Source organism: Streptomyces kanamyceticus, from assembly GCF_008704495.1.
Lineage (GTDB): Bacteria > Actinomycetota > Actinomycetes > Streptomycetales > Streptomycetaceae > Streptomyces > Streptomyces kanamyceticus.
Genome location: NZ_CP023699.1, coordinates 2,938,903 through 2,964,462, shown reverse-complemented (window position 1 = coordinate 2,964,462; position 25,560 = coordinate 2,938,903). Strand labels below are relative to the sequence as shown.

The 25,560-nt window shown below is 71.0% G+C and carries 20 protein-coding genes; 15 read left to right on the top strand and 5 right to left on the bottom strand.

The features are described 5' to 3' along the window. Nucleotides 1-103 precede the first annotated feature (103 nt). Both CP970_RS11780 and CP970_RS11775 read left to right on the top strand, forming a co-directional pair. Nucleotides 104-1,825, top strand: a complete 1,722-nt coding sequence (locus tag CP970_RS11780) for a PucR family transcriptional regulator (RefSeq protein WP_150493266.1) — start codon at nucleotides 104-106, stop codon at nucleotides 1,823-1,825. Between the two features lie 250 nt (nucleotides 1,826-2,075). Further along, complete coding sequence (locus CP970_RS11775; protein ID WP_150493264.1) at nucleotides 2,076-3,521, top strand: aldehyde dehydrogenase family protein; 1,446 nt, start codon at nucleotides 2,076-2,078, stop codon at nucleotides 3,519-3,521. A gap of 90 nt (nucleotides 3,522-3,611) precedes the next feature. Here the strand turns inward: CP970_RS11775 and CP970_RS11770 are convergent, their stop codons facing one another. Together CP970_RS11770 and CP970_RS11765 are read right to left on the bottom strand one after the other, a co-directional pair. Further along, nucleotides 3,612-3,911 (bottom strand): hypothetical protein, encoded by a 300-nt coding sequence (locus tag CP970_RS11770; RefSeq protein ID WP_055556106.1) that lies wholly within the window; start codon nucleotides 3,909-3,911, stop codon nucleotides 3,612-3,614. Nucleotides 3,912-4,178: 267 nt separating this feature from the next. Continuing rightward, complete coding sequence (locus tag CP970_RS11765) at nucleotides 4,179-4,586, bottom strand: hypothetical protein (protein ID WP_224058384.1); 408 nt, start codon at nucleotides 4,584-4,586, stop codon at nucleotides 4,179-4,181. A gap of 222 nt (nucleotides 4,587-4,808) precedes the next feature. On the opposite strand from CP970_RS11765, the gene CP970_RS11760 reads away from it, so the two are divergent. The 8 genes from CP970_RS11760 to CP970_RS11725 all read left to right on the top strand — a co-directional run bounded on the left by CP970_RS11760 (nucleotide 4,809) and on the right by CP970_RS11725 (nucleotide 17,945). After that, on the top strand, nucleotides 4,809-6,758 hold the full coding sequence (locus CP970_RS11760; RefSeq protein ID WP_055556115.1) for an acyl-CoA dehydrogenase family protein: 1,950 nt from the start codon (nucleotides 4,809-4,811) through the stop codon (nucleotides 6,756-6,758). Nucleotides 6,759-6,895: 137 nt separating this feature from the next. Then, nucleotides 6,896-9,661, top strand: a complete 2,766-nt coding sequence (gene secA, locus CP970_RS11755) for a preprotein translocase subunit SecA (RefSeq protein WP_055556117.1) — start codon at nucleotides 6,896-6,898, stop codon at nucleotides 9,659-9,661. Nucleotides 9,662-9,738: 77 nt separating this feature from the next. After that, on the top strand, nucleotides 9,739-10,998 hold the full coding sequence (dxr, locus tag CP970_RS11750; RefSeq protein ID WP_055556107.1) for a 1-deoxy-D-xylulose-5-phosphate reductoisomerase: 1,260 nt from the start codon (nucleotides 9,739-9,741) through the stop codon (nucleotides 10,996-10,998). Continuing rightward, nucleotides 10,995-12,296, top strand: coding sequence for a M50 family metallopeptidase (locus CP970_RS11745; RefSeq protein ID WP_055556109.1), 1,302 nt, complete (start codon nucleotides 10,995-10,997; stop codon nucleotides 12,294-12,296). Before dxr ends, CP970_RS11745 begins: the two co-directional genes overlap by 4 nt. 178 nt (nucleotides 12,297-12,474) lie before the next feature. Further along, entirely contained in the window at nucleotides 12,475-13,632 is a 1,158-nt protein-coding gene (ispG, locus tag CP970_RS11740) for a flavodoxin-dependent (E)-4-hydroxy-3-methylbut-2-enyl-diphosphate synthase (protein WP_055556111.1), read from the top strand. A 1,009-nt stretch (nucleotides 13,633-14,641) separates the two neighbouring features. Continuing rightward, nucleotides 14,642-15,490 carry a GNAT family N-acetyltransferase gene (locus tag CP970_RS11735; protein ID WP_055556736.1) on the top strand — a complete coding sequence of 283 codons (849 nt, stop codon included), beginning with the start codon at nucleotides 14,642-14,644 and terminating at the stop codon, nucleotides 15,488-15,490. Nucleotides 15,491-15,629: 139 nt separating this feature from the next. Beyond that, nucleotides 15,630-16,172 (top strand): GNAT family N-acetyltransferase, encoded by a 543-nt coding sequence (locus CP970_RS11730; RefSeq protein ID WP_055556721.1) that lies wholly within the window; start codon nucleotides 15,630-15,632, stop codon nucleotides 16,170-16,172. Nucleotides 16,173-16,244: 72 nt separating this feature from the next. After that, a complete protein-coding gene (locus CP970_RS11725) occupies nucleotides 16,245-17,945 on the top strand; it encodes a proline--tRNA ligase (RefSeq protein WP_055556722.1) in 1,701 nt (566 codons plus the stop codon). 94 nt (nucleotides 17,946-18,039) lie between these two features. Here the strand turns inward: CP970_RS11725 and CP970_RS11720 are convergent, their stop codons facing one another. Genes CP970_RS11720 through CP970_RS44905 form a run of 3 tightly spaced genes read right to left on the bottom strand, consistent with a single transcriptional unit; the run spans nucleotide 18,040 to nucleotide 19,985 of the window. Next, nucleotides 18,040-18,933, bottom strand: coding sequence for an aminoglycoside phosphotransferase family protein (locus CP970_RS11720; RefSeq protein WP_055556723.1), 894 nt, complete (start codon nucleotides 18,931-18,933; stop codon nucleotides 18,040-18,042). A gap of 36 nt (nucleotides 18,934-18,969) precedes the next feature. Next, entirely contained in the window at nucleotides 18,970-19,440 is a 471-nt protein-coding gene (locus CP970_RS44910) for a ferritin-like domain-containing protein (RefSeq protein ID WP_055556724.1), read from the bottom strand. After that, nucleotides 19,437-19,985: a hypothetical protein gene (locus CP970_RS44905; RefSeq protein ID WP_224058382.1), complete on the bottom strand. Its 549-nt coding sequence runs from the start codon at nucleotides 19,983-19,985 to the stop codon at nucleotides 19,437-19,439. Before CP970_RS44905 ends, CP970_RS44910 begins: the two co-directional genes overlap by 4 nt. A gap of 176 nt (nucleotides 19,986-20,161) precedes the next feature. On the opposite strand from CP970_RS44905, the gene CP970_RS44160 reads away from it, so the two are divergent. The 5 genes from CP970_RS44160 to infB all read left to right on the top strand — a co-directional run bounded on the left by CP970_RS44160 (nucleotide 20,162) and on the right by infB (nucleotide 25,539). Further along, entirely contained in the window at nucleotides 20,162-20,326 is a 165-nt protein-coding gene (locus CP970_RS44160; RefSeq protein WP_157877876.1) for a hypothetical protein, read from the top strand. After that, the gene (gene rimP, locus CP970_RS11710; protein ID WP_055556853.1) at nucleotides 20,323-20,823 is read left to right on the top strand and encodes a ribosome maturation factor RimP; all 501 of its coding nucleotides are present in this window, start codon (nucleotides 20,323-20,325) and stop codon (nucleotides 20,821-20,823) included. The genes CP970_RS44160 and rimP overlap by 4 nt, the downstream gene beginning before the upstream one ends. A 2-nt stretch (nucleotides 20,824-20,825) precedes the next feature. Next, nucleotides 20,826-21,815 carry a transcription termination factor NusA gene (gene nusA, locus CP970_RS11705; protein ID WP_055556849.1) on the top strand — a complete coding sequence of 330 codons (990 nt, stop codon included), beginning with the start codon at nucleotides 20,826-20,828 and terminating at the stop codon, nucleotides 21,813-21,815. Between the two features lie 144 nt (nucleotides 21,816-21,959). Continuing rightward, nucleotides 21,960-22,250: a YlxR family protein gene (locus CP970_RS11700; RefSeq protein WP_098245106.1), complete on the top strand. Its 291-nt coding sequence runs from the start codon at nucleotides 21,960-21,962 to the stop codon at nucleotides 22,248-22,250. A gap of 145 nt (nucleotides 22,251-22,395) precedes the next feature. Further along, entirely contained in the window at nucleotides 22,396-25,539 is a 3,144-nt protein-coding gene (gene infB / locus CP970_RS11695; protein ID WP_150493260.1) for a translation initiation factor IF-2, read from the top strand. Nucleotides 25,540-25,560 lie beyond the last annotated feature (21 nt).

The window sequence follows — 25,560 nt, the reverse complement described above, 5'->3', positions numbered from 1 at the left end:
GACACAGGTCGTTCATACGGACCGGCCAAAAGATCCACATCCCGGCGCCCGCATCCCGGGGGCCGGGAACCGCCCGCCCCGCTGCCGCAGACCTGAAGGTCCCATGCCGCCCACGCTCGCCTCGCTCGTCCACCACTCCGCGCTCAAGCTGACCGTGCGTGCGGGCGAGGAACGCCTGGACACCCCCGTGCGCTGGGCACACGCCAGCGAACTCGCCGACCCGGTGCCCTACATGGAGGGCGGCGAGCTCCTCCTGATCACCGCGCTCAAGCTGGACGCGGAGGATCCGGAGGCCATGCGGCGCTATGTGAAGCGCCTCGCGGGCGCCGGCGTCGTGGGCCTCGGCTTCGCCGTCGGCGTGCACTACCCCGACATCCCGGGGGCCCTGCTCGACGCCGCGACCGACGCGGGCCTGCCGCTCATCGAGGTGCCCAGGCGCACCCCGTTCCTCGCCATCAGCAAGGCCGTGTCCGCCGCCATCGCCGCCGAGCAGTACCGCGCGGTGACCGCGGGCTTCGCCGCCCAGCGCGAGCTGACCAAACAGGCGCTGAGCGACGGCCCCGAAGGACTGCTGCTCGCGCTCGCCGGACAGGTCGACGGCTGGGCCGCGCTGTACGACGCGTCGGGCGCCGTCGTCGCCACCGCGCCGGAGTGGGCCTCGCGCAGGGCGGGACGGCTCACCGCGGACGTCGAACGCCTCAGGGAGCGGCCCGCGCCCGCCAGCTCCGTCGTCGCGGGCACCGAGGACCGCGTCGAGCTGCACTCGATCGGCACCGGGCGCAGGCCGCGCGCCGCGCTCGCCGTCGGCACGGCGTCCACCCTCGGCACCGCCGAGCGGTACGCGGTGCACTCCGCCATCGCCCTGCTCACCCTCACCACCGAACGGTCCCGCTCGCTGCAGGCCGCCGAGCAGCGGATCGGCGCGGCCGTGCTGCGCATGCTGCTCGCGGGGGAGCCCGAGCACGCGCGGACCGTCGCGGGCGACCTGTACGGCGGGCTGCTCGACGCGCCCTTCCGGCTCGTCGTCGCCGACGTCGCGTCCGCGTCGGCCGCGCGGGTGCGGGCCGGTGCCCAGGGAGCCACGGGCGCGGGGGCCGCGGGGGAGGGGGACGCGCGGGACGAGGGCACGCACCCCGTCGCCACGTCGGCCGCCGTCGTCCTCGCGGCCGCGGAGGCGCACGGCGCCGACCAGCTCGCCGCGCTCGTCGACGTCGTCGAGGCGGCGGCCGCCCGCGCGGGCGAGGCACTGCTCGTCGTTCCGTACGGGGAGCGGCTCGTGCTCCTCGCGGTGGACGGCGGCGCCGGGGTGCGGGCCTGCGCCGAGTACGCGGCGGCGCTGGAAGCGGGCCGCGTCGGCGCGGCGACGGAGCCCGCGACCGCCTCGGGCGACGAGGCCGAGCTGGTGATGGGCCTGTCCGCACCGGCGGGACCGATCGCCGCCGCCACGGCGTACAAGCAGGCGGAACAGGCCCTCTCCGTCGCCCGCAGGCGCGGCCGTGCCCTCGTCGAGCACGAGGAGCTGGCCGCCGGATCCGTCCTGCCGCTCCTCGCGGACGACGCGGTGCGCGCGTTCGCCGACGGCCTCCTGCGGGCCCTGCACGAACACGACGCCACGGGCCGCGGCGACCTGGTCGCCTCGCTCCGCGCCTGGCTCTCCCGCCACGGCCAGTGGGACGCGGCGGCGGCCGACCTGGGCGTCCACCGCCATACGCTGCGCTACCGCATGCGAAGGGTCGAGGAAATCCTCGGCCGCTCCCTGGACGACCCGGACGTCCGCATGGAGCTGTGGCTGTCGCTGAAGGCAACATCAATGGGCTCGGACTGACGCGCCCCGTAAGGGGGGGCGGGGAACGGGCCCCGTAAGGGGCGCGGGGAACTGCGCGCCCAGCCCCCTCCGGCCCGCGGAGAAAGAACCGGCCCCAAGGAAGCCCGAGGCCCAGGGGCCAGCACACGTACAAACCGGTGCAGGCCCCCCGGCCAGTACTCCGCGTCGGATAAACGTCAGCCCCACCCCCTACCCCTACGGTGAGGGACGTACCCCCCGACACATCTCCGCGGAAGGGCCGGGAATCGACATGACTTCCATCCACGCCTTCTGGCTCGCCGGTCGCCAGACCACCGGCGAGACCACCCTCGACGTCACCTCGCCCTGGGACGGACGGGTCGTCGGCAAGGCAGCCGTCCCGACCGACGCCCAGGTCGAGGAGGCCGTCGCCGCCGCGTACGCCGTCCGCGACGAGTTCGCCGCGACCCCGGCCCACGTCCGCGCCGCCGCGCTCACCCACGTGTCGAACCGCCTGGTCGAGCGCACCGAGGAGATCGCCCAGCTGATCTCCGCCGAGAACGGCAAGCCGATCAAGTGGGCCCGCGGCGAACTCGGCCGCGCGATCTCCGTCTTCCGGTTCGCCGCCGAGGAGGCCCGCCGTTTCAACGGTGGCGAGGCCCAGCGCCTCGACACCGACGCGGGCGGCCAGGGCCGCCTCGCCCTGACCCGCCGCTTCCCCAAGGGTGTCGTCCTCGGCATCGCGCCGTTCAACTTCCCGCTGAACCTCTGCGCGCACAAGATCGCCCCGGCCATCGCCGTCGGCGCGCCGATCATCCTCAAGCCCGCCCCGGCCACCCCCCTTTCCGGCCTGATCCTCGGCGAGCTGCTCGCCGAGACCGAGCTGCCCGCGGGCTCCTGGTCGATCCTGCCGGTCACCAACGACAAGATGCCCGCCCTCGTCCAGGACGAGCGGCTGCCGGTCATCTCCTTCACCGGCTCCGACAAGGTCGGTTACGCGATCATGGACTCGGTGCCGCGCAAGCACTGCACCCTGGAGCTCGGCGGCAACGGCGCGGCCGTCGTCCTCGACGACTTCTCCTCGGACGAGGACCTGGACTGGGCCGCCTCGCGCATCGCGACCTTCTCCAACTACCAGGGCGGCCAGTCCTGCATCTCCGTGCAGCGGGTCATCGCGGACGCCACCGTGTACGACCGGCTCGTGCCGCGCGTCGTCAAGGCCGTCGAGGCCCAGGTCACCGGCGACCCGTCGGACCCGAAGACCGACGTAGGACCGCTGGTCAGCGAGGACGCAGCCAAGCGCGTGGAGTCCTGGGTCGACGAGGCGGCGAAGGCGGGTGCCAAGGTGCTCACCGGCGGCAAGCGCGACGGTGCCTCCTACGCGCCGACCGTGCTCGCCGACGTGCCCGCCGACGTCACGATCGCCTGCGAGGAGGTCTTCGGACCGGTCCTCACGTTCAAGAAGGTGAACGGCGAGGAGGAGGCGTTCGCCGCCGTCAACGACTCCAAGTTCGGCCTCCAGGCGGGCGTGTTCACGCACGACCTGCAGGCCGCCTTCCGCGCGCACCGCGCCCTGGAGGTCGGCGGCGTGGTCATCGGCGACGCCCCGTCCTACCGCGCCGACCAGATGCCGTACGGCGGTGTGAAGCAGTCCGGCGTGGGCCGCGAGGGCGTGCGCTACGCGATGGACGACTACACCTACGAGCGCGTGATGGTCCTGACGGGCCTCGCCCTCTGACCGAGTGACCAAGCCGCGACCAGGCGGCAGAAGACCACGGCCGGAGCCCACTGTGCGGGGGCTCCGGCCGTCGTGCGTGCGGGGCGTGCGTCAGAGGACGCGCTCCTGCGCGTCGAACTGGTCGACCGGCGCGTTGGTGCAGGCCGCCACCGGGCCGCCGAGCACGTTGCCGCCGACGCCCTGGGGCGCCGGGACGGCGCAGCGCAGGTCCACGTTGACGAACGAGGCGCCGTAGCTGTTCAGGATGCCGCCCGCGTCGCCGCCGATGGCCACGTCGCCGTTGTCGGTGGCGAACTCCGTGGAGTCCGCCGCGGCCACGCCCGCACCGCCGAGGGTCGCGACGGCCGCCGCGGCCATGAGCGCGGCACCGGTCAGAACTTTCCGGATCATCTTTGCTCCAATGGGGAGAGGAAGGTGATGGCGGCAGGAGCGGCCATCAACCGGAAAAAACACGGCGGCCGCGGAAAGGTCACCGCGTTTCATTCATTCAGTGCAATGCCCGGTCAATTAGCCGAGGGTGAATTCTTCAATTCATTCATGGCTGAATGCGCCGGAGCGAGGAAACGAGCGGGCCCTCCCCCGACCGCGCGAGGAGACAGCACGGTGGGGAAGGGCCCGCTCAGACCCGCGACGGAGGAAGGGCTCCCCGACGGAGGGTCAGATGATGCGCTCGGGAGCGTCGAACTGGTCGACCGGCGCGTTGTTGCAGGTCGTGACGGGGCCGCCGAGCACGTTGCCGCCGACGCCCTGGGCCGCGGGGACGGCGCAGCGCAGGTCCACGTCGACGAACGGGGCGCCGTAGGCGTTGGCGACACCGCCCGTGTCGCCCGCGATGGCGACGTCACCGTTGTTGGTGGCGAACTCCGAGGAGCCGTTGCCCGTACCACTGACCGTCTCGCCGTAGGCGACGCGGGCGGCCTTGTTCATGTCGTGCGCGCTGGTGGTCACGTTCTCGGCCTCGGGACCACCGCCCGTCGTCGCCGAGGCGATACCGGCGGCACCCACGGTCGCGGCGGTGGCGGCGGTCGCGAGCGCGGCGCCGGCCAGAACCTTCCGGATCATCATTTCTCCAATTGCAGAGGGAGTGACGGCTGCATTCTGTAGCAGTCGTTCTGCTGGAACGGGGCATGAGGAAGAAAGGTCACCGGCATTCACGCATTCAGTCCAATTCAGCGGGATCGTGCGCGAGGGCTGGCCGGGATGCCCTGAATCGGGTACATACGATCGAGTAGCACCGGTCGGTAACGAGCCGGACCGGTGGTCCCGACACGCGGCGAGGTGAACCTCATGTCCGCAACATCCCCCGCACCCGAGCACCGGGCGAAGGTCTCCGAACGGGAGGCCAGGCAGGTCGCAGAGGCCGCCCGCGAGCAGGACTGGCGCAAACCCAGTTTCGCCAAGGAACTCTTCCTCGGCCGCTTCCGGCTCGACCTGATCCATCCGCACCCGATGCCGCCCGACGAGGACGCGAAACGCGGCGAGGAGTTCCTCGCCAAGCTCCGCGACTTCTGCGAGACGAAGATCGACTCGGCACGCATCGAGCGCGAGGCACAGATCCCCGACGAGGTCATCAACGGGCTCAAGGAGCTCGGCGCCCTCGGCATGAAGATCGACACCAAGTACGGCGGGCTCGGCCTCACCCAGGTGTACTACAACAAGGCCCTGGCCCTGGTCGGCTCGGCGAACCCGGCGCTCGGCGCGCTGCTCTCCGCGCACCAGTCGATCGGCGTGCCGCAGCCCCTGAAGATCTTCGGCACGCAGGAGCAGAAGGACGCCTTCCTGCCGCGCTGCGCCCGCACCGACATCACCGCGTTCCTGCTCACCGAGCCGGACGTGGGTTCGGACCCGGCGCGGATGGCGATGGCGGCCGTCCCCGACGGCGACGACTACGTGCTCGACGGCGTGAAGCTCTGGACGACCAACGGCGTCGTCGCCGACCTGCTCGTCGTCATGGCACGGGTGCCGAAGTCCGAAGGGCACAAGGGCGGCATCACGGCCTTCGTCGTCGAGGCGGCCTCCGAGGGCGTCACGGTCGAGAACCGCAACGCCTTCATGGGCCTGCGCGGCCTGGAGAACGGCGTGACCCGCTTCCACCAGGTCCGCGTCCCCGCCGCGAACCGCATCGGCCCCGAGGGGGCGGGCCTCAAGATCGCCCTGACCACCCTCAACACCGGACGCCTCTCGCTGCCCGCGATGTGCGTCGGCGCGGGCAAGTGGTGTCTGAAGATCGCCCGCGAGTGGTCGGGCGCCCGTGAGCAGTGGGGCAGGCCGGTCGCGTACCACGAGGCGGTCGGCGCGAAGATCTCCTTCATCGCCGCCACCACCTTCGCCCTGGAGGCCGTCCTCGACCTGTCCTCGCAGATGGCCGACGAGGACCGCAACGACATCCGCATCGAGGCGGCCCTCGCCAAGCTCTACGGCTCCGAGATGGCCTGTCTGATGGCCGACGAGCTCGTGCAGATCCGCGGCGGCCGCGGCTTCGAGACCGCCGCCTCGCTCAAGGCCCGCGGCGAACGCGCGGTCCCCGCCGAGCAGGTCCTGCGCGACCTGCGCATCAACCGCATCTTCGAGGGCTCCACGGAGATCATGCACCTGCTGATCGCCCGCGAGGCCGTGGACGCCCACCTGAAGGTCGCCGGCGACCTCATCGACCCCGACAAGTCCCTGTCCGACAAGGCGAAGGCGGGCGCGAAGGCGGGCGGCTTCTACGCCCGCTGGCTGCCCAAGCTCGTCGCGGGCCCCGGCCAACTCCCGCGCTCGTACGGCGAGTTCCACCCGGCCGGGCACGCGGACCTGTCCGGACACCTGCGCTACGTCGAGCGCAACGCCCGCAAGCTGGCCCGCTCCACCTTCTACGCCATGTCCCGCTGGCAGGGAAAGATGGAGACCAAGCAGGGCTTCCTCGGCCGGGTCGTCGACATCGGCGCCGAGCTCTTCGCGATGAGCGCGGTGTGCGTGCGCGCCGAACTCCTGCGCACCACCGAGGAGTACGGCCGCGAGGCGTACCAACTGGCCGACGTCTTCTGCAAGCAGTCCCGCATTCGCGTCGAGGAACTCTTCAACCGGCTGTGGAGCAACACCGACGAACTGGACCGCAAGGTCGTCAAGGGCGTCCTTTCAGGGACGTACACCTGGCTCGAATCAGGAATCGTCGATCTCTCCGGAGAAGGCCCCTGGATCGCTGACGCCACTCCCGGACCCACCACCCACGAAAACGTCCACCGACCCATTCGCTGACCCCTGTTTCCCCCGCCCCTCGCGCCCCTCGACTGCTTGCTGTGCGGATTCCGCACGACAACAATGAGCGGACCGGTGCCGAGGGGTGGGGGATTTCCGTGTCCGTCCTCAAATTGGATCGCCTCACCGGAAAGATCATGCGTGCGGGCGAGGGCAGAATGCTGCGCAAGCTGCAGCACATCGCGGCTCAGGTCAACTCCGTGGAGCCGGACTTCGAGGATCTCTCGGACACCGAACTGCAGGCGCTGACCGCCGAGTTCAAGGAGCGGTACGCCGAAGGGGAGAGCCTCGACGACCTGCTCCCCGAAGCCTTCGCGACCGTCCGCGAGGCGGCGCGGCGCACCCTTGGCATGCGCCACTTCGACGTACAGATCATGGGCGGCGCCGCGCTGCACCTCGGCAACATCGCCGAGATGCAGACCGGTGAGGGAAAGACGCTCTCCGCGACGCTGCCCGCCTATCTGAACGCCCTCGCGGGCGAGGGCGTCCACCTCGTCACGGTCAACGACTACCTCGCCGAGCGCGACGCCCAGTGGATGGGCCGCGCCTACCGCTTCCTCGGCCTGACCGTGGGCGTCATCAAGTCCGACATGGCGCCCGCCGTCCGCCGCGAGCAGTACGCCTGCGACATCACGTACGGCACGAACAACGAATTCGGCTTCGACTACCTGCGCGACAACATGGCCTGGTCGAAGGCCGAACTGGTGCAGCGCGGCCATCACTTCGCGATCGTCGACGAGGCGGACTCCATCCTCATCGACGAGGCCAGGACACCGCTGATCATCTCGGGCCCCGCCGATCAGCCCACCCATTGGTACGGCTACTTCGCCGACGCCGTGCGCGGGCTGAAGGGCATCGCGATCCAGGAGGAGAAGTTCACCACCCCGACGCGCAAGATGGAACTGGCGGAGCTGCGGGCCGCGTACGACTACGAGTACGACCCGAAGAAACGTACCGTCGCGATCCTCGACCGCGGCGTGGAATTCCTGGAGGACCAGCTCGGGATCGACAACTTCTACGACTCCGCGCACACGTCGCTCATAGGCCAGCTGAACAACGCGCTCAAGGCCAAGGAACACTTCAAGAAGGACAAGGACTACGTCGTCACCGACGGCGAAGTCCTGATCGTCGACGAGCACACCGGACGCATTCTCGCCGGACGCCGCTACAACGAAGGCGTCCACCAGGCGATCGAGGCGAAGGAAGGAGTGACGATCAAGGACGAGAACCAGACGCTCGCCACGATCACCCTGCAGAACTTCTTCCGCCTCTACGGAAAACTCTCCGGAATGACGGGCACGGCCATGACGGAGGCCGCCGAATTCCATCAGATCTACAAACTCAACGTGGTGCCCATCCCCACCAACAAGCCGATGGTCCGCGCGGACCAGGCCGATGTGATCTACCGCGAGGAGTCCGTGAAGTTCGGCGCGGTCGTCGCCGACATCATCGAGCGGCACGAGCTCGGCCAGCCGATCCTCGTCGGCACCGTCTCCGTGGCGAAGTCCGAGCACCTCTCGGCACTGCTCACCCGGCGCGGCATCCGGCACGAGGTGCTCAACGCCAAGAACCACAAGGGCGAGGCGCGGATCGTCGCGCAGGCGGGCCGCAAGGGCGCGGTCACCGTCGCCACGAACATGGCGGGCCGCGGCACCGACATCATGCTCGGCGGCAACCCCGAGGCCATGGCCGACGCCGCACTCGCGGACGAGGGACGCACCCCCGACGAGGCCCCCGAGCGCCACCGCGAGCTCCTCGCGCGCATCGAGGCCGAGGCCGCCGCCGAACACGACGAGGTCAAGGAGCTCGGCGGCCTCTACGTGCTCGGCACCGAACGCCACGAGTCCCGCCGCATCGACAACCAGCTGCGCGGCCGCAGCGGCCGCCAGGGCGACCCCGGACAGTCCCGCTTCTACCTCTCGCTCGGCGACGACCTGATGCGGCTCTTCCGCGCCGAGCTGGTCGAGCGGGTCATGCTCATGGCCAACGTGCCCGCCGACGTCCCCATCGAGAACAAGATGGTGACCCGGGCCATCGCCTCCGCGCAGTCCCAGGTCGAGCAGCAGCACTTCGAGACCCGCAAGAACGTCCTCAAGTACGACGAGGTCCTCAACCGCCAGCGCGGCCTCATCTACGCCGAGCGCCGCCGGGTCCTGGAGGGCGAGGACCTCCGCGAGCAGGTCTTCCACTTCATGGACGACACCGTCGAGGCGTACGTGGCGGCGGCCACCGCCGAGGGATTCCCCGAGGAGTGGGACCTGGAGCGGCTCTGGAGCGCCTGTCGCGAGCTGTACCCGATGGGCGTCACCCCCGCCGACCTCGACAAGGAGGCGGGCGGCCGCTCCGAGGTGGACGCCGAACTGATCGGCGAGGCCCTGACCGAGGACATGCACGCGCGCTACGAGGAACGCGAGCGCGCGCTCGGCGAGGACGCCGTGCGCGAGCTGGAGCGCCGCGTGGTGCTCTCCGTCCTCGACCGCAAATGGCGCGAACACCTTTACGAAATGGACTACCTCCAGGAGGGCATCTGGATGCGGTCCTACCTCGGCAGGGACCCCCTCTTCGAGTTCCAGCGCGAGGGCTACGACATGTTCACGGCCATGATGGACGCCATCAAGGAGGAGTCCGTCGGCTTCCTCTTCAACCTGGAGGTCCAGGTCGAGCAGCCCGCGCCCGACACCGTGCAGGACGCGGTCGAGATCAGCGCGAAGGGCCTCGAAGCCCGCAGGAGCGCGGGCCAGCTCCACTTCAGCGCACCCACGGTGGACACGACGGAGGGTGTTGTCGAGGGCGACTTCGAGCCGTCCGACGACACCGTGGATGCCACCGCCGACGGCCCTGCCGACCTCGACGACAACACTGACGCCCCACCCAGGAGCGGGCGCCGCCGCAAGAAGCGATGACTCCGGACGGACGCCACGCGCGCCACATCGGGGCCCGCACTGTCCGGGCCCACAGGAGTTGCGGCCACAATGGGGGGATGAGCGACAGCCCATCCCCCCTCGCGGACCCGCATCTCGTCTTCGATCCGGTCTCCGGAGAAGCGCCGCGGGACATCGTCATCCTCGGCTCCACGGGCTCGATCGGCACCCAGGCCATCGACCTCGTCCGCAGCCATCCCGACCGCTTCCGCGTCACGGCGCTCTCCGCCGCGGGCGGCCGCGTGGGTCTCCTCGCCGAGCAGGCACGTCAGCTGCGGGTGAAGACCGTCGCGGTCGCCCGCGAGGACGCCGTACCGGCCCTGCGGGAGGCGCTCCAGGGGCAGTACGCCGCCGGGGAGCCGCTCCCCGAGATCCTGGCCGGACCCGACGCGGCGACCCAGCTGGCCGCCTCCGCCTGCCACACGGTGCTCAACGGCATCACCGGCTCCATCGGCCTGGCCCCGACGCTCGCCGCCCTGGAGGCGGGCCGCACCCTCGCGCTCGCCAACAAGGAATCCCTCATCGTCGGCGGGCCCCTGGTCAAGGCGATCGCCAAGCCCGGCCAGATCATCCCGGTCGACTCCGAGCACGCGGCGCTCTTCCAGGCCCTTGCCGCGGGCACCCGCGCGGACGTGCGCAAGCTGGTCGTCACCGCCTCCGGCGGCCCCTTCCGGGGACGTACGAAGGCCGACCTCGTGAACGTCACCCCCGAGGACGCGCTCGCGCACCCCACCTGGGCGATGGGCCCGGTCATCACGATCAACTCCGCGACGCTGGTCAACAAGGGTCTTGAGGTCATCGAGGCGCACCTCCTCTACGACATCCCCTTCGACCGCATCGAGGTCGTCGTCCACCCGCAGTCCTACGTGCACTCCATGGTCGAGTTCACCGACGGCTCGACGCTCGCCCAGGCCACCCCGCCGGACATGCGGGGCCCGATCGCCATCGGCATCGGCTGGCCCGAGCGCATCCCCGACGCCGCCCCCGCCTTCGACTGGACGAAGGCGTCGAGCTGGGAGTTCTTCCCCCTGGACAACGACGCGTTTCCCTCGGTCGGGCTCGCCCGGCACGTCGGGGAGCTCGCGGGCACGGCCCCGGCGGTGTTCAATGCCGCCAACGAGGAGTGCGTGGACGCGTTCCTGAAGGGCGCGCTGCCCTTCAACGGGATCATGGAGACGGTGACGGAGGTCGTGGCCGAACACGGCACACCGGCCGCGGGAACCTCCCTGACCGTCGCGGACGTCCTCGAGGCGGAGACCTGGGCACGTGCTCGGGCACGTGAACTGGCAGGCAAGGCGACCGCGGAGGCTCGTGCATGACGACCTTGATGATGATCCTCGGGATAGTCGTCTTCGTGATCGGGCTGCTGTTCTCGATCGCCTGGCACGAGCTGGGGCACCTGTCGACCGCCAAGATGTTCGGCATCCGCGTGCCGCAGTACATGGTCGGCTTCGGACCGACCATCTTCTCGCGCAAGAAGGGCGACACCGAGTACGGCATCAAGGCCATCCCGCTCGGCGGCTACATCCGCATGATCGGCATGTTCCCGCCGGGCCCGGACGGCCGCATCGAGGCACGCTCCACGTCGCCCTGGCGCGGCATGATCGAGGACGCCCGCTCGGCGGCCTTCGAGGAGCTGGAGCCCGGCGACGAGTCCCGCCTCTTCTACACGCGCAAGCCGTGGAAGCGCGTGATCGTGATGTTCGCGGGCCCCTTCATGAACCTCGTCCTCGCCGTGGCGATCTTCCTCGGCGTGATGATGACGTTCGGCATCAGCACCCAGACGACCTCCGTCGGCAAGGTCTCGGACTGCGTCATCCAGCAGAGCGAGAACCGCGACAAGTGCGAGAAGGGCGACAAGGCCACGCCCGCCAAGGCGGCGGGCCTCAAGGCGGCCGACAAGATCGTCGCCTTCCAGGGGCAGCCCGTCGACGACTGGTCCACGCTCCAGGCGAAGATCCGCGAGACCATCGGCCCGGCCACGATCACGGTCGAGCGCGACGGCAAGCGGCTCGACCTGCACGCCAACCTGATCAAGAACCAGGTCACCAAGACCGACGGCGACGGCGCGTACGTCGAGGGCAAGTACGTCTACGCGGGCTTCCTCGGCTTCACCCCGGCCAGCGGCATCGTCCAGCAGTCCTTCGGCGACTCCGTGAACCGCATGGGCGACATGATGGAGAACGGCGTCGAGTCGATCATCGCCCTGCCGTCCAAGATCCCCGACCTGTGGGACGCGGCGTTCGGTGACGGCGAGCGCAAGCAGGACTCCCCGATGGGCGTGGTCGGCGCGGCCCGCGTCGGCGGCGACGTGTTCACCCTGGACATCCCGCCGGAGAACCAGATCGCGATGATGCTGTTCCTCATCGCGGGCTTCAACCTCTCCCTGTTCCTGTTCAACATGCTGCCGCTGCTCCCGCTCGACGGCGGCCACATCGCGGGCGCCCTGTGGGAGTCGGTGCGCCGCAAGACCGCGCGGGTCATGCGCCGCCCTGACCCGGGCCCCTTCGACGTCGCGAAGCTGATGCCGGTCGCCTACGTGGTGGCGGGGATCTTCATCTGCTTCACGATCCTGGTGCTCATCGCGGACGTGGTGAATCCGGTCAGAATTTCCTGATTACGAGAAGTTTGCGGCGGCCCGGCACTCTATGTGTCGGGCCGCCCACCATTGAGTGGACTTCGGGGCGTGGTGTGCTCCGGCGCACCGGGGTGACGTAATCTCGAAGCCTGGAGCCCGCCGATCTCGGGACCTTGATCCACACCTTGTGATCCACACTCTTGGGGATGCTCGCCAGATGACTGCCGTTTCGCTCGGAATCCCGTCCGTTCCGACCAAGCTCGCCGACCGCAGGGTCAGCCGCAAGATCCAGGTCGGTTCTGTGGCTGTCGGTGGAGACGCACCGGTCTCGGTGCAGTCGATGACGACGACGCGTACGTCTGACATCGGTGCGACGTTGCAGCAGATCGCGGAGCTGACGGCGTCGGGCTGCCAGATCGTGCGGGTGGCGTGTCCGACGCAGGACGACGCGGACGCGCTGGCGACCATCGCGCGGAAGTCGCAGATCCCGGTGATCGCGGACATTCACTTCCAGCCGAAGTACGTGTTCGCGGCGATCGACGCGGGGTGTGCGGCGGTCCGGGTGAATCCCGGGAACATCAAGCAGTTCGACGACAAGGTCAAGGAGATCGCGAAGGCGGCTTCGGCGGCCGGGACGCCGATCCGGATCGGGGTCAACGCGGGGTCGTTGGACGCGCGGTTGCTGAAGAAGTACGGGAAGGCGACGCCGGAGGCGCTCGTGGAGTCGGCGCTGTGGGAGGCGTCGCTGTTCGAGGAGCACGGGTTCCGGGACATCAAGATCTCCGTGAAGCACAACGACCCGGTGGTGATGGTGAATGCCTACCGGCAGTTGGCGGCGGCCTGTGACTATCCGCTGCACCTGGGTGTGACCGAGGCGGGGCCCGCGTTCCAGGGCACGATCAAGTCGGCCGTCGCCTTCGGGGCGCTGCTGAGCGAGGGCATCGGCGACACGATCCGGGTCTCGCTGTCGGCTCCTCCGGCGGAGGAGGTCAAGGTCGGCATGCAGATCCTGGAGTCCCTGAACCTCAAGCAGCGCCGCCTGGAGATCGTGTCGTGCCCGTCCTGCGGGCGCGCCCAGGTCGATGTCTACAAGCTGGCCGAAGAGGTGACCGCGGGGCTCGACGGCATGGAGGTGCCGTTGCGCGTCGCTGTCATGGGGTGTGTCGTCAACGGTCCCGGTGAGGCCCGTGAGGCGGACCTCGGGGTCGCGTCCGGCAACGGCAAGGGGCAGATCTTCGTGAAGGGCGAGGTCATCAAGACCGTTCCCGAGTCGAAGATCGTCGAGACGCTCATCGAAGAGGCGTTGAAGATCGCGGAGCAGATGGAGAAGGACGGGGTGGCCTCCGGCGAGCCCTCTGTGGCGGTCGCGGGCTGAACCGTTTCCTTCTCGGCGCGGGTCCCTGGGCAGGGGGCGTTCGTGTAGGAGCGACCCCCTCCCACGCGCGGCTCCGCGCCGCCCGCTCCCTGTAGGAACCCGCCCGCTCCGCGGCGGCCGACTCCCACCCACCCACCCGTGACTCCGCGCCGGTCCCTCCCTGTAGGTGCCCGGGGCTCTCGGCATCGCCGCTCCCTGTAGGTGCCCGCCCGCTTCGCGGCGGTCGATTCCCACCCGCCCGCCCGTGGCTCCGCGCCGGTCCCTTCCTGTAGGTGCCCGGGGCTCTCGGCGCCGCCGCTCCCTGTAGGAGCCCGCCCGCTCCGCGGCGGCCGGTCCCCACCCGCCCGCCCGTGGCTCCGCGCCGGTCCCTTCCTGTAGGTGCCCGGGGCTCTCGGCGCCGCCGCTCCCTGTAGGAGCCCGCCCGCTCCGCGGCGGTCCGTCCCCACCCGCCCGCCCGATTCTCGGCACCGGCCTCTCCTTGTAGGGGCCCGCCCGCTCCGCGGCGGTCGGCTCCCGCCCGCTCGCCTGTGGCTCTGCGGCGCCCCTCCCTGTAGAGGCCCGCCCGCTCCGCCGAGGTTCGCTCCCTCCTGCCTGGCCCTGGCCCTGGCCCACAAGCCAGCCCGCAGCTTCGCGGCGCCCCTCTGTAGGGGCGGGCCCACCACCAATCCGCCGCCTCCCGCACCCCACCCCGCTCCTACCTCCACACCCCGGCGCGGAGTCACGGGTGGGCGGGTGGGGACCACGCCGCGGAGCGGCGGAAAAGCGCCAGCCCCCACCGGGGGAAAGCGGCACTCCAGGGCTCAAGCCTCACGGACCAATGCCACCCCCCCGGCACAAGCGGGCGGCTGGGGTGGGGACCACGCCGCGGAGCGGCGGAAAGCGCCAGCCCCCACCGGGGGCAACCGGCACTCCAGGCCCAGGCCCCACGCACAAATGCCACCCCCCGCACAAGGCGCCCCCGCCAGGTACAGTGCGGAGATCAGCAGACCGTATGGTGAGGCCCCCGCACGTGTTGACTCAGACCACCACCAGGGTCCTCGAACCGAGTGACCTGGACGCCGCGCTCGCCGTGCTCGACCGCGAGCCGGTCGCGAACGCCTTCGTGGCCGCCCGCGTGCAGGTCGCGGGTCTGGATCCGTGGCGGCTCGGCGGCGAGATGTGGGGCTGGTACGAGGACGGCATGCTGCGGTCCCTCTGTTACGCGGGCGCCAATCTCGTACCGATCTGCGCCACCCCACGGGCCGTACGCGGCTTCGCGGACCGTGCGCGCAGGGCCGGGCGCCGCTGTTCCTCGATCGTGGGGCCCGCCGGTCCCACGGCCCAGCTGTGGCGGCTCCTGGAGCCGTCCTGGGGCCCCGCCCGCGAGGTCCGCGCGCAGCAGCCCCTGATGGTCGCCGACCGGCTGCCGGACGACATCGCCCCCGACCCGTACGTCCGTCGTGTCCGCAAGGACGAGATGGAGACGATCATGCCTGCGTGCGTGGCGATGTTCACCGAGGAGGTCGGGATCTCGCCGATGGCCGGTGACGGCGGGCTGCTCTATCAGGCGCGGGTGGCCGAACTGGTCGGCTCCGGACGCTCGTTCGCACGCCTGGACGAGCACGGCAAGGTGGTCTTCAAGGCGGAGATCGGCGCCGCCACCCCGCAGGCCTGCCAGGTCCAGGGCGTCTGGGTGGCCCCCGAGTACCGGGGCCGCGGACTCGCCGCCCCCGGCATGTCGGCCGTCCTGCGCTACGCACTCGCGGACGTCGCCCCCGTCGCCAGCCTCTACGTGAACGACTTCAACACCGCGGCCAGGGCGGCCTACCGGAAGGTGGGCTTCAAGGAGATCGGCGCGTTCATGAGCGTGTTGTTCTGACACCCCGCTCCGACACCCCGCTCCGACACCCCGCTCCGACACCCCGCTCCGACACCCTGCTCCGACACCCCGCTCTGACCCCCCGCACAAGAAGCCGCGCCCTGTTCAGAAGCGCCGTGGTGCGAAGTAGGGTCGGGCCATGACAGACGATGTCGTGATCGGTCCGCTCGACCTCGGCGCACGCGTGGACGAGGCGCTGCGCGTCCAGGCCCACGCCTTCGGTCTCAGCGAGGACGAGGTGGCCGTACGACGACAGATCGTGCTGCGGCACCTCACCTACCCCCGCGCCCGCGCGTTCGGGGCGACCACCGGCTACGGCCGTCTCGTCGGCTTCGTCTACGGCATGCCCAACGACCGCGCCCACTGGTGGTCCACCGTCGTCGAGCCGTATCTGCGCGGCCAGCACCTGGACGGCTGGCTCGACGAGTCGTTCGTGATCACCGAGCTGCACGTGCACCCCGGCTACCAGAACCGGGGCATCGGGCGCGCGCTCATCACGACCATCACGGACGGCGTCCCCGAGCCCCGCTCGATCCTCTCCGCGATCGACACCGAGAGCCCGGCCCGCGGCCTCTACCGCTCCCTCGGATACGCCGATCTGGCCCGCCGCGTCCTGTTTCCCAGCGCCCCCAAGCCGTACGCGGTGATGGGCGCGCCCCTGCCCCTGAACCGCCGCGCCTGAATCGATTTCCGGCCGGGGCGGGCCCCCGGATAACCTCCTGGGACCAACCTTTTGCAGCAGGAGTCAATAATCATGGCCAAGGCCCAGGTCCAGCGCATGTCCCGATTGATGGCGAAGACCTTGCGCGACGACCCGGCGGACGCCGAGGTGCTGAGCCACAAACTCCTCGTCCGCGCCGGTTACGTGCGCCGCACCGCCGCCGGTGTCTGGTCCTGGCTGCCGCTGGGCAAGAAGGTCCTCGCCAACGTCGAGCGCGTCGTGCGCGAGGAGATGGACGCCATGGGCGGCCAGGAGGTCTCGCTGCCCGCCCTGCTGCCCAAGGAGCCCTACGAGGCGACGGGCCGCTGGACCGAGTACGGCGCGGAGCTGTTCCGGCTCAACGACCGCAGGGGCGGCGACTACCTCCTCGGCCCCACCCACGAGGAGATCTTCACCCTCCTGGTCAAGGACCAGTGCACGTCCTACAAGGACCTGCCCGTGATCCTCTACCAGATCCAGACCAAGTACCGCGACGAGGCCCGCCCCCGCGCCGGCATCCTGCGCGGCCGCGAGTTCCTGATGAAGGACTCCTACTCCTTCGACCTGGAGGACGAGGGCCTCGCCCAGTCGTACGCGCTGCACCGTGACGCGTACCAGAAGATCTTCCAGCGCCTCGGCCTCGACTACCGCATCTGCGCCGCCACCGCGGGCGCCATGGGCGGCTCCAAGTCCGAGGAGTTCCTCGCCCCGGCCGCGGCCGGTGAGGACACCTTCGCCGACTGCCCGAAGTGCGACTACGCGGCGAACACCGAGGCGGTCTCCTTCGCCCTGAAGCCGGTGGACGCCGCCGAAGTGCCCGCCGCCGAGGAGATCCCCACCCCCGACACCCCGACCATCGAGACGCTCGCCGCGCACCTCGGCGTCGAGGCCTCCGCGACGCTCAAGAACCTCCTCGTGAAGGTCGACGGCGAGATCGTCGCCGTCGGCGTCCCCGGCGACCGCGAGGTCGACATGGACAAGGTCGAGGCCCACTTCGCCCCGGCCGCCGTCGAGCTGGTCACGGCCGAGGACTTCGAGGGCCGCGACGACCTGGTGCGCGGTTACGTCGGCCCGCAGGGCCTGGCGAAGGTCCAGTACGTCGCCGACCCGCGCGTCGCCCCCGGCACCGCCTGGATCACCGGCGCCAACAAGGACGGCGTGCACGCCAAGAACGTCGTCGCGGGCCGTGACTTCGAGGTCGACGCGTACGTCGACGTCGTGGTCGTCCAGGAGGGCGACCCGTGCCCGAACTGCGGCACCGGGCTCAAGCTGGACCGCGCCATCGAGATCGGCCACATCTTCCAGCTGGGCCGCAAGTACGCCGACGCCTTCCAGCTCGACGTGCTCGGCAAGGAGGGCAAGCCGGTCCGCGTGACCATGGGCTCGTACGGCATCGGCGTCTCGCGTGCCGTCGCCGCGCTCGCCGAGCAGCACGCCGACGACAAGGGCCTGATCTGGCCCGAGGAGATCGCCCCCGCCGACGTCCACGTCGTCGCCGCGGGCAAGGCCCTGCAGACCGAGCTGGCCCTCGAGGTCTCGGACAAGCTGGCAGCGGCCGGTGTCCGGGTCCTGGTCGACGACCGCCCCGGCGTCTCCCCGGGCGTGAAGTTCACCGACTCCGAGCTGATGGGCGTCCCGAAGATCCTCGTCGCTGGCCGCCGCTCGGCCGACGGCGTCGTCGAGCTGAAGGACCGCCGCACGGGCGAGCGCGAGGAGCTCCCGGTCGACGAGGCGATCGCGCGACTGACTGCTTAGTAAGAACCCGGAGGGGCTGAGAATTCAGCCCCTCCGGCGTTTGAGGAGCGGGGTCCGGGGCGGAGCCCCGGGAGACGGCGCCGCGGAGCCGTGACTACAGCCAGCCCGCGAACTCCAGCAACAGCTCCGCGTCCTGCACGCGCCCCACCCGCAGCGCCCGGGCACCGGACTCCACCGCGCGGAACAAGGTCCATCCCCGCAGCCGTTCCTGATCCACTTCGAGGGACTCGGCCAGCTTCTTCACGCGCCGTCGCGTGATCGACGCCCCGGACGGCGAGGCGATCAGGTCCTCCACCCGGTCACGGACCAGGCGCGCCAGGTCGAAGGCGGGTTCGCCGACCACCGGGTCGGGCCCCACGGCCAGCCACGGCACCCGGTCTCCCGCGAGGACCTTGCTCTGCCGGAAGGTGCCGTGCAGGAGCCGTGCCTCCGGCTCCGCGGCGAGGAGTTCCTCGCGGGCCGAGATCGCGGCCGAGACCAGTGGGGCGACCTCCGCGTCCGCTGAGGCCCGCATGGCCGCCGCCTGCCGTCCCGTCCGCTCGGCCACCGTCTCGAAGCGGTGTCCCGCCGGTGGCTCCACCCACAGCCTGCGCAGCGTCCCCGCCGCCTCCAGGAGGGCCTTGGCCTCGGGCAGGGTGCGCACCGACACGTCGCGGTGCAGCCGTTCGACGAGCAGCGCCCCGTCGGACGCGGCGGGGTCGAGCAGCCGTGCGGCGCCGAGTCCGTTCCAGTGCGCGAGCGCGGCCCGCTCGCTCTCCGGGCGCGACCGGGGCGGCACCAGCTTCAGCACGGCGGGGGTGTCGTCGGCCTGCCGCACCAGCAGCACAAGGCTGCTGCGCCCGCCGGGCACATGCACGCGTTCGACGGTCAACTCGCGTAGAGCGACTGCCTGTTCGGCTGCCATCGGCAGCTTCTCCAGCCAGTCGTCGCCGTCCCGCGCCGTCTCGCCGAGCGCGGTGACGAGGCGCTGCGGCGGTTCGAAAGCCATGCGCGAGTCGTTCCCTTCCTGAACTTCCTGTACGGGTTACGCCTGGGGCGTCGCCGGTGCCGAGGGGTCGGCGGCGGCGGACCGCTCGGCGAGCCCAGGGAAGGCTACGCTCCCGCCGCGCCACCGTGCCGCCCGGACCGCCGCCTCGCGCAGCGCGAGGGCCGCGTTGCCGCGCCGGGTGCCCGTGGCGGCCCGTACGAGATCGGAGTAGACCCCGGCGACCCGGTCCTCGAGCTCCGCGGCGAGCCGCACGGCGGAGGCGGAGTCCGGCACCGGGAACGGCAGCGCGTACGCCGGGTCCGCTGGCTGCGGCTCGCCGCCCAGGTCGCGCACCGCGCGCTGCAGCTCGTCGCGCCGGGCGCGGTGGGCGTCGTACGCGGTGCGGGCGTCGTCCCTGCGCTTCTCGCCGACGCGTCCACCGACCACTCCGAAGCCGTACACCGCCGCGTGCTCGGCGGCCAGCGCGGCCTGCACGGCCTTCAGCTCCTCGTCCTTCGAACCGCTCACTTGTCGCCCTCCGTCAGCAGATACGCGTGTGCCGCTCCCGCGGCGCTCACCGAGGCGAGCAGCCTGGCCTGTTCCGCAGGGGCGTCGAGCAGGGCCTGGGCCCGCCGGTCCGCCAGCGTCCGCTCGGCCTTGGCGAGCTCGCGCACGGCGTCCTTGGGATCCGCGGCCACGGACGGCGCGGGTGATGCGGCGCGGGAGCCCCGGGGGCCGGGGGAGCCCGCGGGGGACGCGGAAGCCGGAGCGCGGCCGTCCGTGAACGCCTCCACATGGCGCCGCACCTCGGCCCGCAGCGGCCGCAGCCGTTCGGCGAGCGAGGGGTGCGCCGCGAGGACGGCGTCGTAGCGCCCAAGGAGTTCCGTGCTGTCCGCGGCCGCGTGGGCGCGCAGCCGCCGGGCGGCGGACGGGCGCTCGTCGGTGTCCGTGGCGTCCGAGCAGCCCGCGAGCAGCGCGGCTCCGGCGATTCCGGCGGCACCGGCGACCCCGGTGAGCAGACTCCTTCGGCGCGGTCCCGAAGGGGACCGTGGGGCGGTGAGATACGACGGCACGGCAGACGTCCTCGGAAGGCGGGCCAAAAGGCGTGAGTGAGCAGGAAGCGAGCAGGTGGGGGGAGGGGAAGGGCGAGGGGAAGAGCGAGGGGAAGACGAGGGGAAAGGTGAGGGGAAACCTGGCGGGGCGGAGAACGGGGGCGGAGACGGGGGTGGAGAAGGAGTGGCGCGGGTCCGTGATCACCGTACCCGCGGGCCGCTCCCGCACCCGCGAGCGGCTCGGCACGGAGCGGTGCATCGCCCCGCCCGTGGGCGGCAACACCCCTCGGGACCGGATACCCTTTGACCTGACACGCGACGATCCCACAACAGCACACGCGGCCGAGGAGTCACCCGGATGAGCACCACCCAGAGCGAGAGGCTGCGGCAACTACTGGAACCGCTCGTCAGCTCCCAGGATCTCGATCTCGAAGAGATCGAAGTGACCCCGGTCGGACGCAAGCGAGTGCTGCGAGTCGTCATCGACTCAGAGGACGGCGTGGACCTCGACACGATCGCGGAAGTGAGCCGCCTGCTCTCCGCGAAGCTCGACGAGAGCGACGCCATGGGCGAGGGGGAGTACGACCTGGAGGTCGGATCCCCCGGCGCCGAGCGCGCCCTGACCGAGCGCCGCCACTACGTGCGCGCCGTGAACCGCCTGGTGAAGTTCCAGCTGACGGAGGGCGGCGGCGAGCTGGTCGCCCGCATCCTCACCGTGGACGACGAGGGTCTCGACCTCGAGGTGCCGGGCGTGAAGGGCCGCAAGCCCACGTCGCGCCGCCTGGCCTTCGACGAGATCGACAAGGCGCGCGTACAGGTCGAGTTCAACCGCAAGGACAAGAAGGAAGAGGAGGCGTAGCCGTGGACATCGACATGAGTGCCCTGCGGGGTCTGGTCCGGGAGAAGGAGATCTCCTTCGACCTCCTCGTCGAGGCGATCGAGTCGGCCCTCCTCATCGCCTATCACCGCACCGACGGCAGCTTCCGCCGTGCGCGCGTGAAGCTGGACCGCGAGAGCGGCCACGTGACGGTGTGGGCGACGGAGGACCCGGCGGACCTCGAAGAGGGCCAGGAGCCCAAGGAGTTCGACGACACCCCGTCCGACTTCGGCCGCATCGCCGCGACCACGGCGAAGCAGGTCATCCTGCAGCGTCTGCGCGACGCCCAGGACGACGCGACGCTCGGCGAGTACGCGGGCCGCGAGGGCGACATCGTCACCGGCGTGGTCCAGCAGGGCCGCGACCCGAAGAACGTGCTGGTCGACATCGGCAAGCTGGAAGCCATCCTGCCGGTGCAGGAGCAGGTGCCCGGCGAGGAGTACCCGCACGGCATGCGCCTGCGCTCGTACGTCGTACGCGTGGCGAAGGGCGTCCGCGGTCCCTCCGTGACGCTGTCGCGCACGCACCCGAACCTGGTGAAGAAGCTCTTCGCGCTGGAGGTCCCGGAGATCGCCGACGGTTCCGTCGAGATCTCGGCCATCGCCCGCGAGGCCGGTCACCGCACCAAGATCGCGGTCCGCTCGACCCGCTCGGGGCTCAACGCCAAGGGCGCCTGCATCGGCCCGATGGGCAGCCGCGTGCGCAACGTCATGGGCGAGCTGAACGGCGAGAAGATCGACATCGTCGACTGGTCCGAGGACCCGGCCGAGATGGTCGCCCACGCGCTCTCCCCGGCCCGCGTCAGCAAGGTCGAGATCGTCGACCTCGGCGCCAGGTCGGCCCGGGTCACGGTGCCCGACTACCAGCTGTCCCTCGCGATCGGCAAGGAGGGGCAGAACGCCCGTCTGGCCGCGCGGCTCACCGGCTGGCGCATCGACATCAGGCCCGACACCGAGCAGCCCGGGGACCAGTAGCCGCGCCGCGGTGACCGGCCTCCGGCAAGATCGCCGGGAATAAATTCCCGGCGATCACCGCTGGGATCACGACAGTATGTGGCGAGTAGCCGTTCGATTGTTGCCCCAAAGGGGTGAGGTCGGTGCGGGGAGGTAGACTTAAGAGTGTCTGGCCGGACGCATGCCCGCGCATGCCCTGAGCGCACCTGTGTGGGGTGCCGGGAGCGAGCGGCCAAGAGCGATCTGCTGCGCATCGTGAGGAAAGAGGGCGCCTGCGCCCCCGATCCAAGCGGTACGCTGCCCGGCCGGGGTGCGTATGTACACCCCGCCCTGGTCTGTCTGGACCTGGCGGTCCGCCGCCGGGCGTTCCCTCGGGCCTTTCGCGCCCAGGGGCCGCTCGACACGGAGGCGTTGCGCCGAGCCGTCGAGACAGTTGCCCAGCAGGCGACACCGTAAGACGTGGCCGCACGGAACCCCGTGCGGCCTGGTATTCCGCGAGTTGGAAGTAGGTCGAGATTGCGATGAGCACTCGATGAGCACGCGATGAGTACGCCCATGAAGTAGCGACGGTCCGGCGTAACCCGGACCTAAAAGGAGCGAAGTGGCTAAGGTCCGGGTATACGAGCTCGCCAAGGAGTTCGGCGTAGAGAGCAAGGTCGTCATGGCCAAGCTCCAAGAACTCGGTGAATTCGTACGTTCGGCGTCCTCGACGATCGAGGCGCCGGTAGTACGTAAACTGACTGACGCATTGCAGCAGGGCGGCAACGGCAAGTCCGCCGCCAAGCCCGGGGCGCCCCGCAAGGCGGCCGCCCCCAAGCCGCCGGCCCCCTCGGGTCCGGCAGCCCCCTCTCCCGCGCAGGCCGCCCGTCCGGGTCCGGCCGCGCCGAAGCCGCCGGCGCCCAAGCCCGCCGCGGCCGAGAAGCCCGCGGCCGCCGCTCCGGTGACCCCGGGCCCGCGCCCGACGCCCGGTCCGAAGCCCCCGGCCCCCAAGCCGGCCCCGGCCTCCCCGGCGCCGACCGCCCCGGAGTTCACCGCTCCGCCGGCTGCTCCGGCCGCCCCCGCGGCTCCGCAGTCCTCGCAGGCTCCGCGCCCCAGCACCCGTCCCGGCGCCCCGAAGCCCGGTGGCCGTCCGGCCCCCGGTCAGGGTGGCCAGGGTCAGGGTGGTCAGGGCCAGGGCGGTCGTGGTGACCGCGGCGATCGTCCGGAGCGCGCCCCGCGCCCCGGCGGCCAGGGTGGCGCCCCGCGTCCCGGCGGCGCCCGTCCCGCGGGTCCGCGTCCGGGCAACAACCCCTTCACCTCTGGTGGTTCCACCGGCATGGCGCGCCCGCAGGCGCCCCGTCCGGGTGGTGCCCCGCGTCCCGGCGGCGGCCCCGGTGGTCCCGGTGGCGCCCCGCGCCCGCAGGGCCAGGGCGGCCAGGGTGCTCCCCGTCCGCAGGGTCAGGGCGGCGCCCGTCCGACCCCGGGCGGCATGCCTCGCCCGCAGGGCGGCGCTCCGCGTCCCGGCGGCGGTCCCGCCGGTAACCGTCCGAACCCGGGCATGATGCCGCAGCGTCCTGCCGCGGGCCCGCGTCCCGGCGGTGGCCCCGGTGGCGGCGGTGGCCGTGGGCCGGCCGGTGGCGGTCGTCCCGGCGGTGGCGGCGGTCGTCCCGGTGGCGGCGGCGGCTTCGCAGGTCGTCCCGGTGGCGGTGGCGGCGGTTTCGCAGGTCGTCCCGGTGGTCCCGGTGGCGGCGGCGGTGCCGGTCGTCCCGGTGGTGGCGGCGGCTTCGGCGGTCGTCCCGGCTTCGGTGGCCGTCCCGGCGGTCCCGGTGCCCGTGGTGGCACGCAGGGTGCCTTCGGCCGTCCCGGTGGGCCCGCCCGTCGTGGTCGCAAGTCGAAGCGGCAGAGGCGCCAGGAGTACGAGGCCATGCAGGCCCCGTCGGTGGGCGGCGTCATGCTGCCCCGCGGCAACGGACAGACCGTCCGCCTGTCGCGCGGTGCCTCGCTGACGGACTTCGCGGAGAAGATCAACGCGAACCCGGCCTCGCTCGTCGGCGTGATGATGAACCTCGGCGAGATGGTCACTGCCACGCAGTCCGTCTCCGACGAGACGCTGAAGCTCCTCGCGGACGAGATGAACTTCGTCCTGGAGATCGTCAGCCCGGAGGAGGAGGACCGCGAGCTCCTCGAGTCGTTCTCCATCGAGTTCGGCGAGGACGAGGGCGGCGAGGAGATGCTCGTCTCCCGTCCGCCGGTCGTGACCGTCATGGGTCACGTCGACCACGGTAAGACCCGACTTCTGGACGCGATCCGCAAGACGAACGTCGTCGCGGGCGAGGCCGGCGGTATTACGCAGCACATCGGTGCGTACCAGGTCGCCACCGAGGTCAACGGCGAAGAGCGCGCCATCACCTTCATCGACACCCCCGGTCACGAGGCGTTCACCGCCATGCGTGCCCGTGGTGCGAAGTCCACCGACATCGCGATCCTCGTGGTCGCGGCCAACGACGGTGTGATGCCGCAGACGATCGAGGCGCTGAACCACGCCAAGGCGGCCGACGTGCCGATCGTGGTCGCGGTCAACAAGATCGACGTCGAGGGTGCCGACCCGGGCAAGGTGCGCGGTCAGCTCACCGAGTTCGGTCTGGTGGCCGAGGAGTACGGCGGCGACACGATGTTCGTCGACATCTCCGCGCGCAAGGGCGAGAACATCGAGCAGCTGCTCGAGGCCGTGGTCCTGACCGCGGACGCCTCGCTCGACCTGCGGGCCAACCCGGAGCAGGACGCGCAGGGCATCGCGATCGAGGCCCACCTCGACAAGGGCCGCGGCGCCGTCGCGACCGTCCTCGTCCAGCGCGGTACCCTCCGCGTCGGCGACACGATGGTCGCCGGTGACGCGTACGGCCGAGTCCGCGCGATGCTCGACGACAAGGGCGAGAACGTGGAAGAGGCGACTCCGTCGACTCCGGTCCTCGTGCTCGGTCTCACCAACGTCCCGGGCGCCGGCGACAACTTCCTGGTTGTCGACGAGGACCGTACGGCCCGTCAGATCGCCGAGAAGCGTGCCGCCCGTGAGCGCAACGCCGCGTTCGCCAAGCGCACCCGCCGGGTGTCCCTCGAGGACCTCGACCAGGTGCTCAAGGCCGGTCTGGTCCAGGACCTCAACATCATCATCAAGGGCGACGCGTCCGGTTCGGTGGAGGCTCTCGAGTCCTCGCTGCTCCAGCTCGACGTCGGCGAAGAGGTGGACATCCGCGTCCTGCACCGCGGTGTGGGTGCGGTCACCGAGTCCGACATCGACCTGGCGATGGGCTCCGACGCCATCGTCATCGGCTTCAACGTCCGTGCGGCCGGTCGTGCCGCGCAGATGGCGGAGCGCGAGGGCGTCGACGTCCGCTACTACTCGGTGATCTACCAGGCCATCGAGGAGATCGAAGCGGCCCTCAAGGGCATGCTCAAGCCGGAGTACGAGGAGGTCGAGCTCGGCACCGCGGAGATCCGCGAGGTCTTCCGCTCGTCCAAGCTCGGCAACATCGCGGGTGTCCTCATCCGTTCCGGCGAGGTCAAGCGCAACACCAAGGCCCGACTGCTGCGCGATGGCAAGGTCATCGCGGAGAGCCTCAACATCGTGGGCCTGCGCCGCTTCAAGGACGACGTCACCGAGATCCGCGAAGGCTTCGAGGGCGGTATCAACCTCGGCAACTTCAACGACATCAAGATCGACGACGTCATCGCGACGTACGAGATGCGCGAGAAGCCGCGCGGCTGATCAGCTCGCTGATCTGCGCGG

Coding starts and splice junctions, on each gene's coding strand:
- CP970_RS11780 (WP_150493266.1), top strand. CDS start 104: ATGCCGCCCACGCTCGCCTCGCTCGTCCACCACTCCGCGCTCAAGCTG.
- CP970_RS11775 (WP_150493264.1), top strand. CDS start 2,076: ATGACTTCCATCCACGCCTTCTGGCTCGCCGGTCGCCAGACCACCGGC.
- CP970_RS11770 (WP_055556106.1), bottom strand. CDS start 3,911: ATGATCCGGAAAGTTCTGACCGGTGCCGCGCTCATGGCCGCGGCGGCC.
- CP970_RS11765 (WP_224058384.1), bottom strand. CDS start 4,586: ATGATGATCCGGAAGGTTCTGGCCGGCGCCGCGCTCGCGACCGCCGCC.
- CP970_RS11760 (WP_055556115.1), top strand. CDS start 4,809: ATGTCCGCAACATCCCCCGCACCCGAGCACCGGGCGAAGGTCTCCGAA.
- secA (WP_055556117.1), top strand. CDS start 6,896: ATGCGTGCGGGCGAGGGCAGAATGCTGCGCAAGCTGCAGCACATCGCG.
- dxr (WP_055556107.1), top strand. CDS start 9,739: ATGAGCGACAGCCCATCCCCCCTCGCGGACCCGCATCTCGTCTTCGAT.
- CP970_RS11745 (WP_055556109.1), top strand. CDS start 10,995: ATGACGACCTTGATGATGATCCTCGGGATAGTCGTCTTCGTGATCGGG.
- ispG (WP_055556111.1), top strand. CDS start 12,475: ATGACTGCCGTTTCGCTCGGAATCCCGTCCGTTCCGACCAAGCTCGCC.
- CP970_RS11730 (WP_055556721.1), top strand. CDS start 15,630: ATGACAGACGATGTCGTGATCGGTCCGCTCGACCTCGGCGCACGCGTG.
- CP970_RS11725 (WP_055556722.1), top strand. CDS start 16,245: ATGGCCAAGGCCCAGGTCCAGCGCATGTCCCGATTGATGGCGAAGACC.
- CP970_RS11720 (WP_055556723.1), bottom strand. CDS start 18,933: ATGGCTTTCGAACCGCCGCAGCGCCTCGTCACCGCGCTCGGCGAGACG.
- rimP (WP_055556853.1), top strand. CDS start 20,323: ATGAGCACCACCCAGAGCGAGAGGCTGCGGCAACTACTGGAACCGCTC.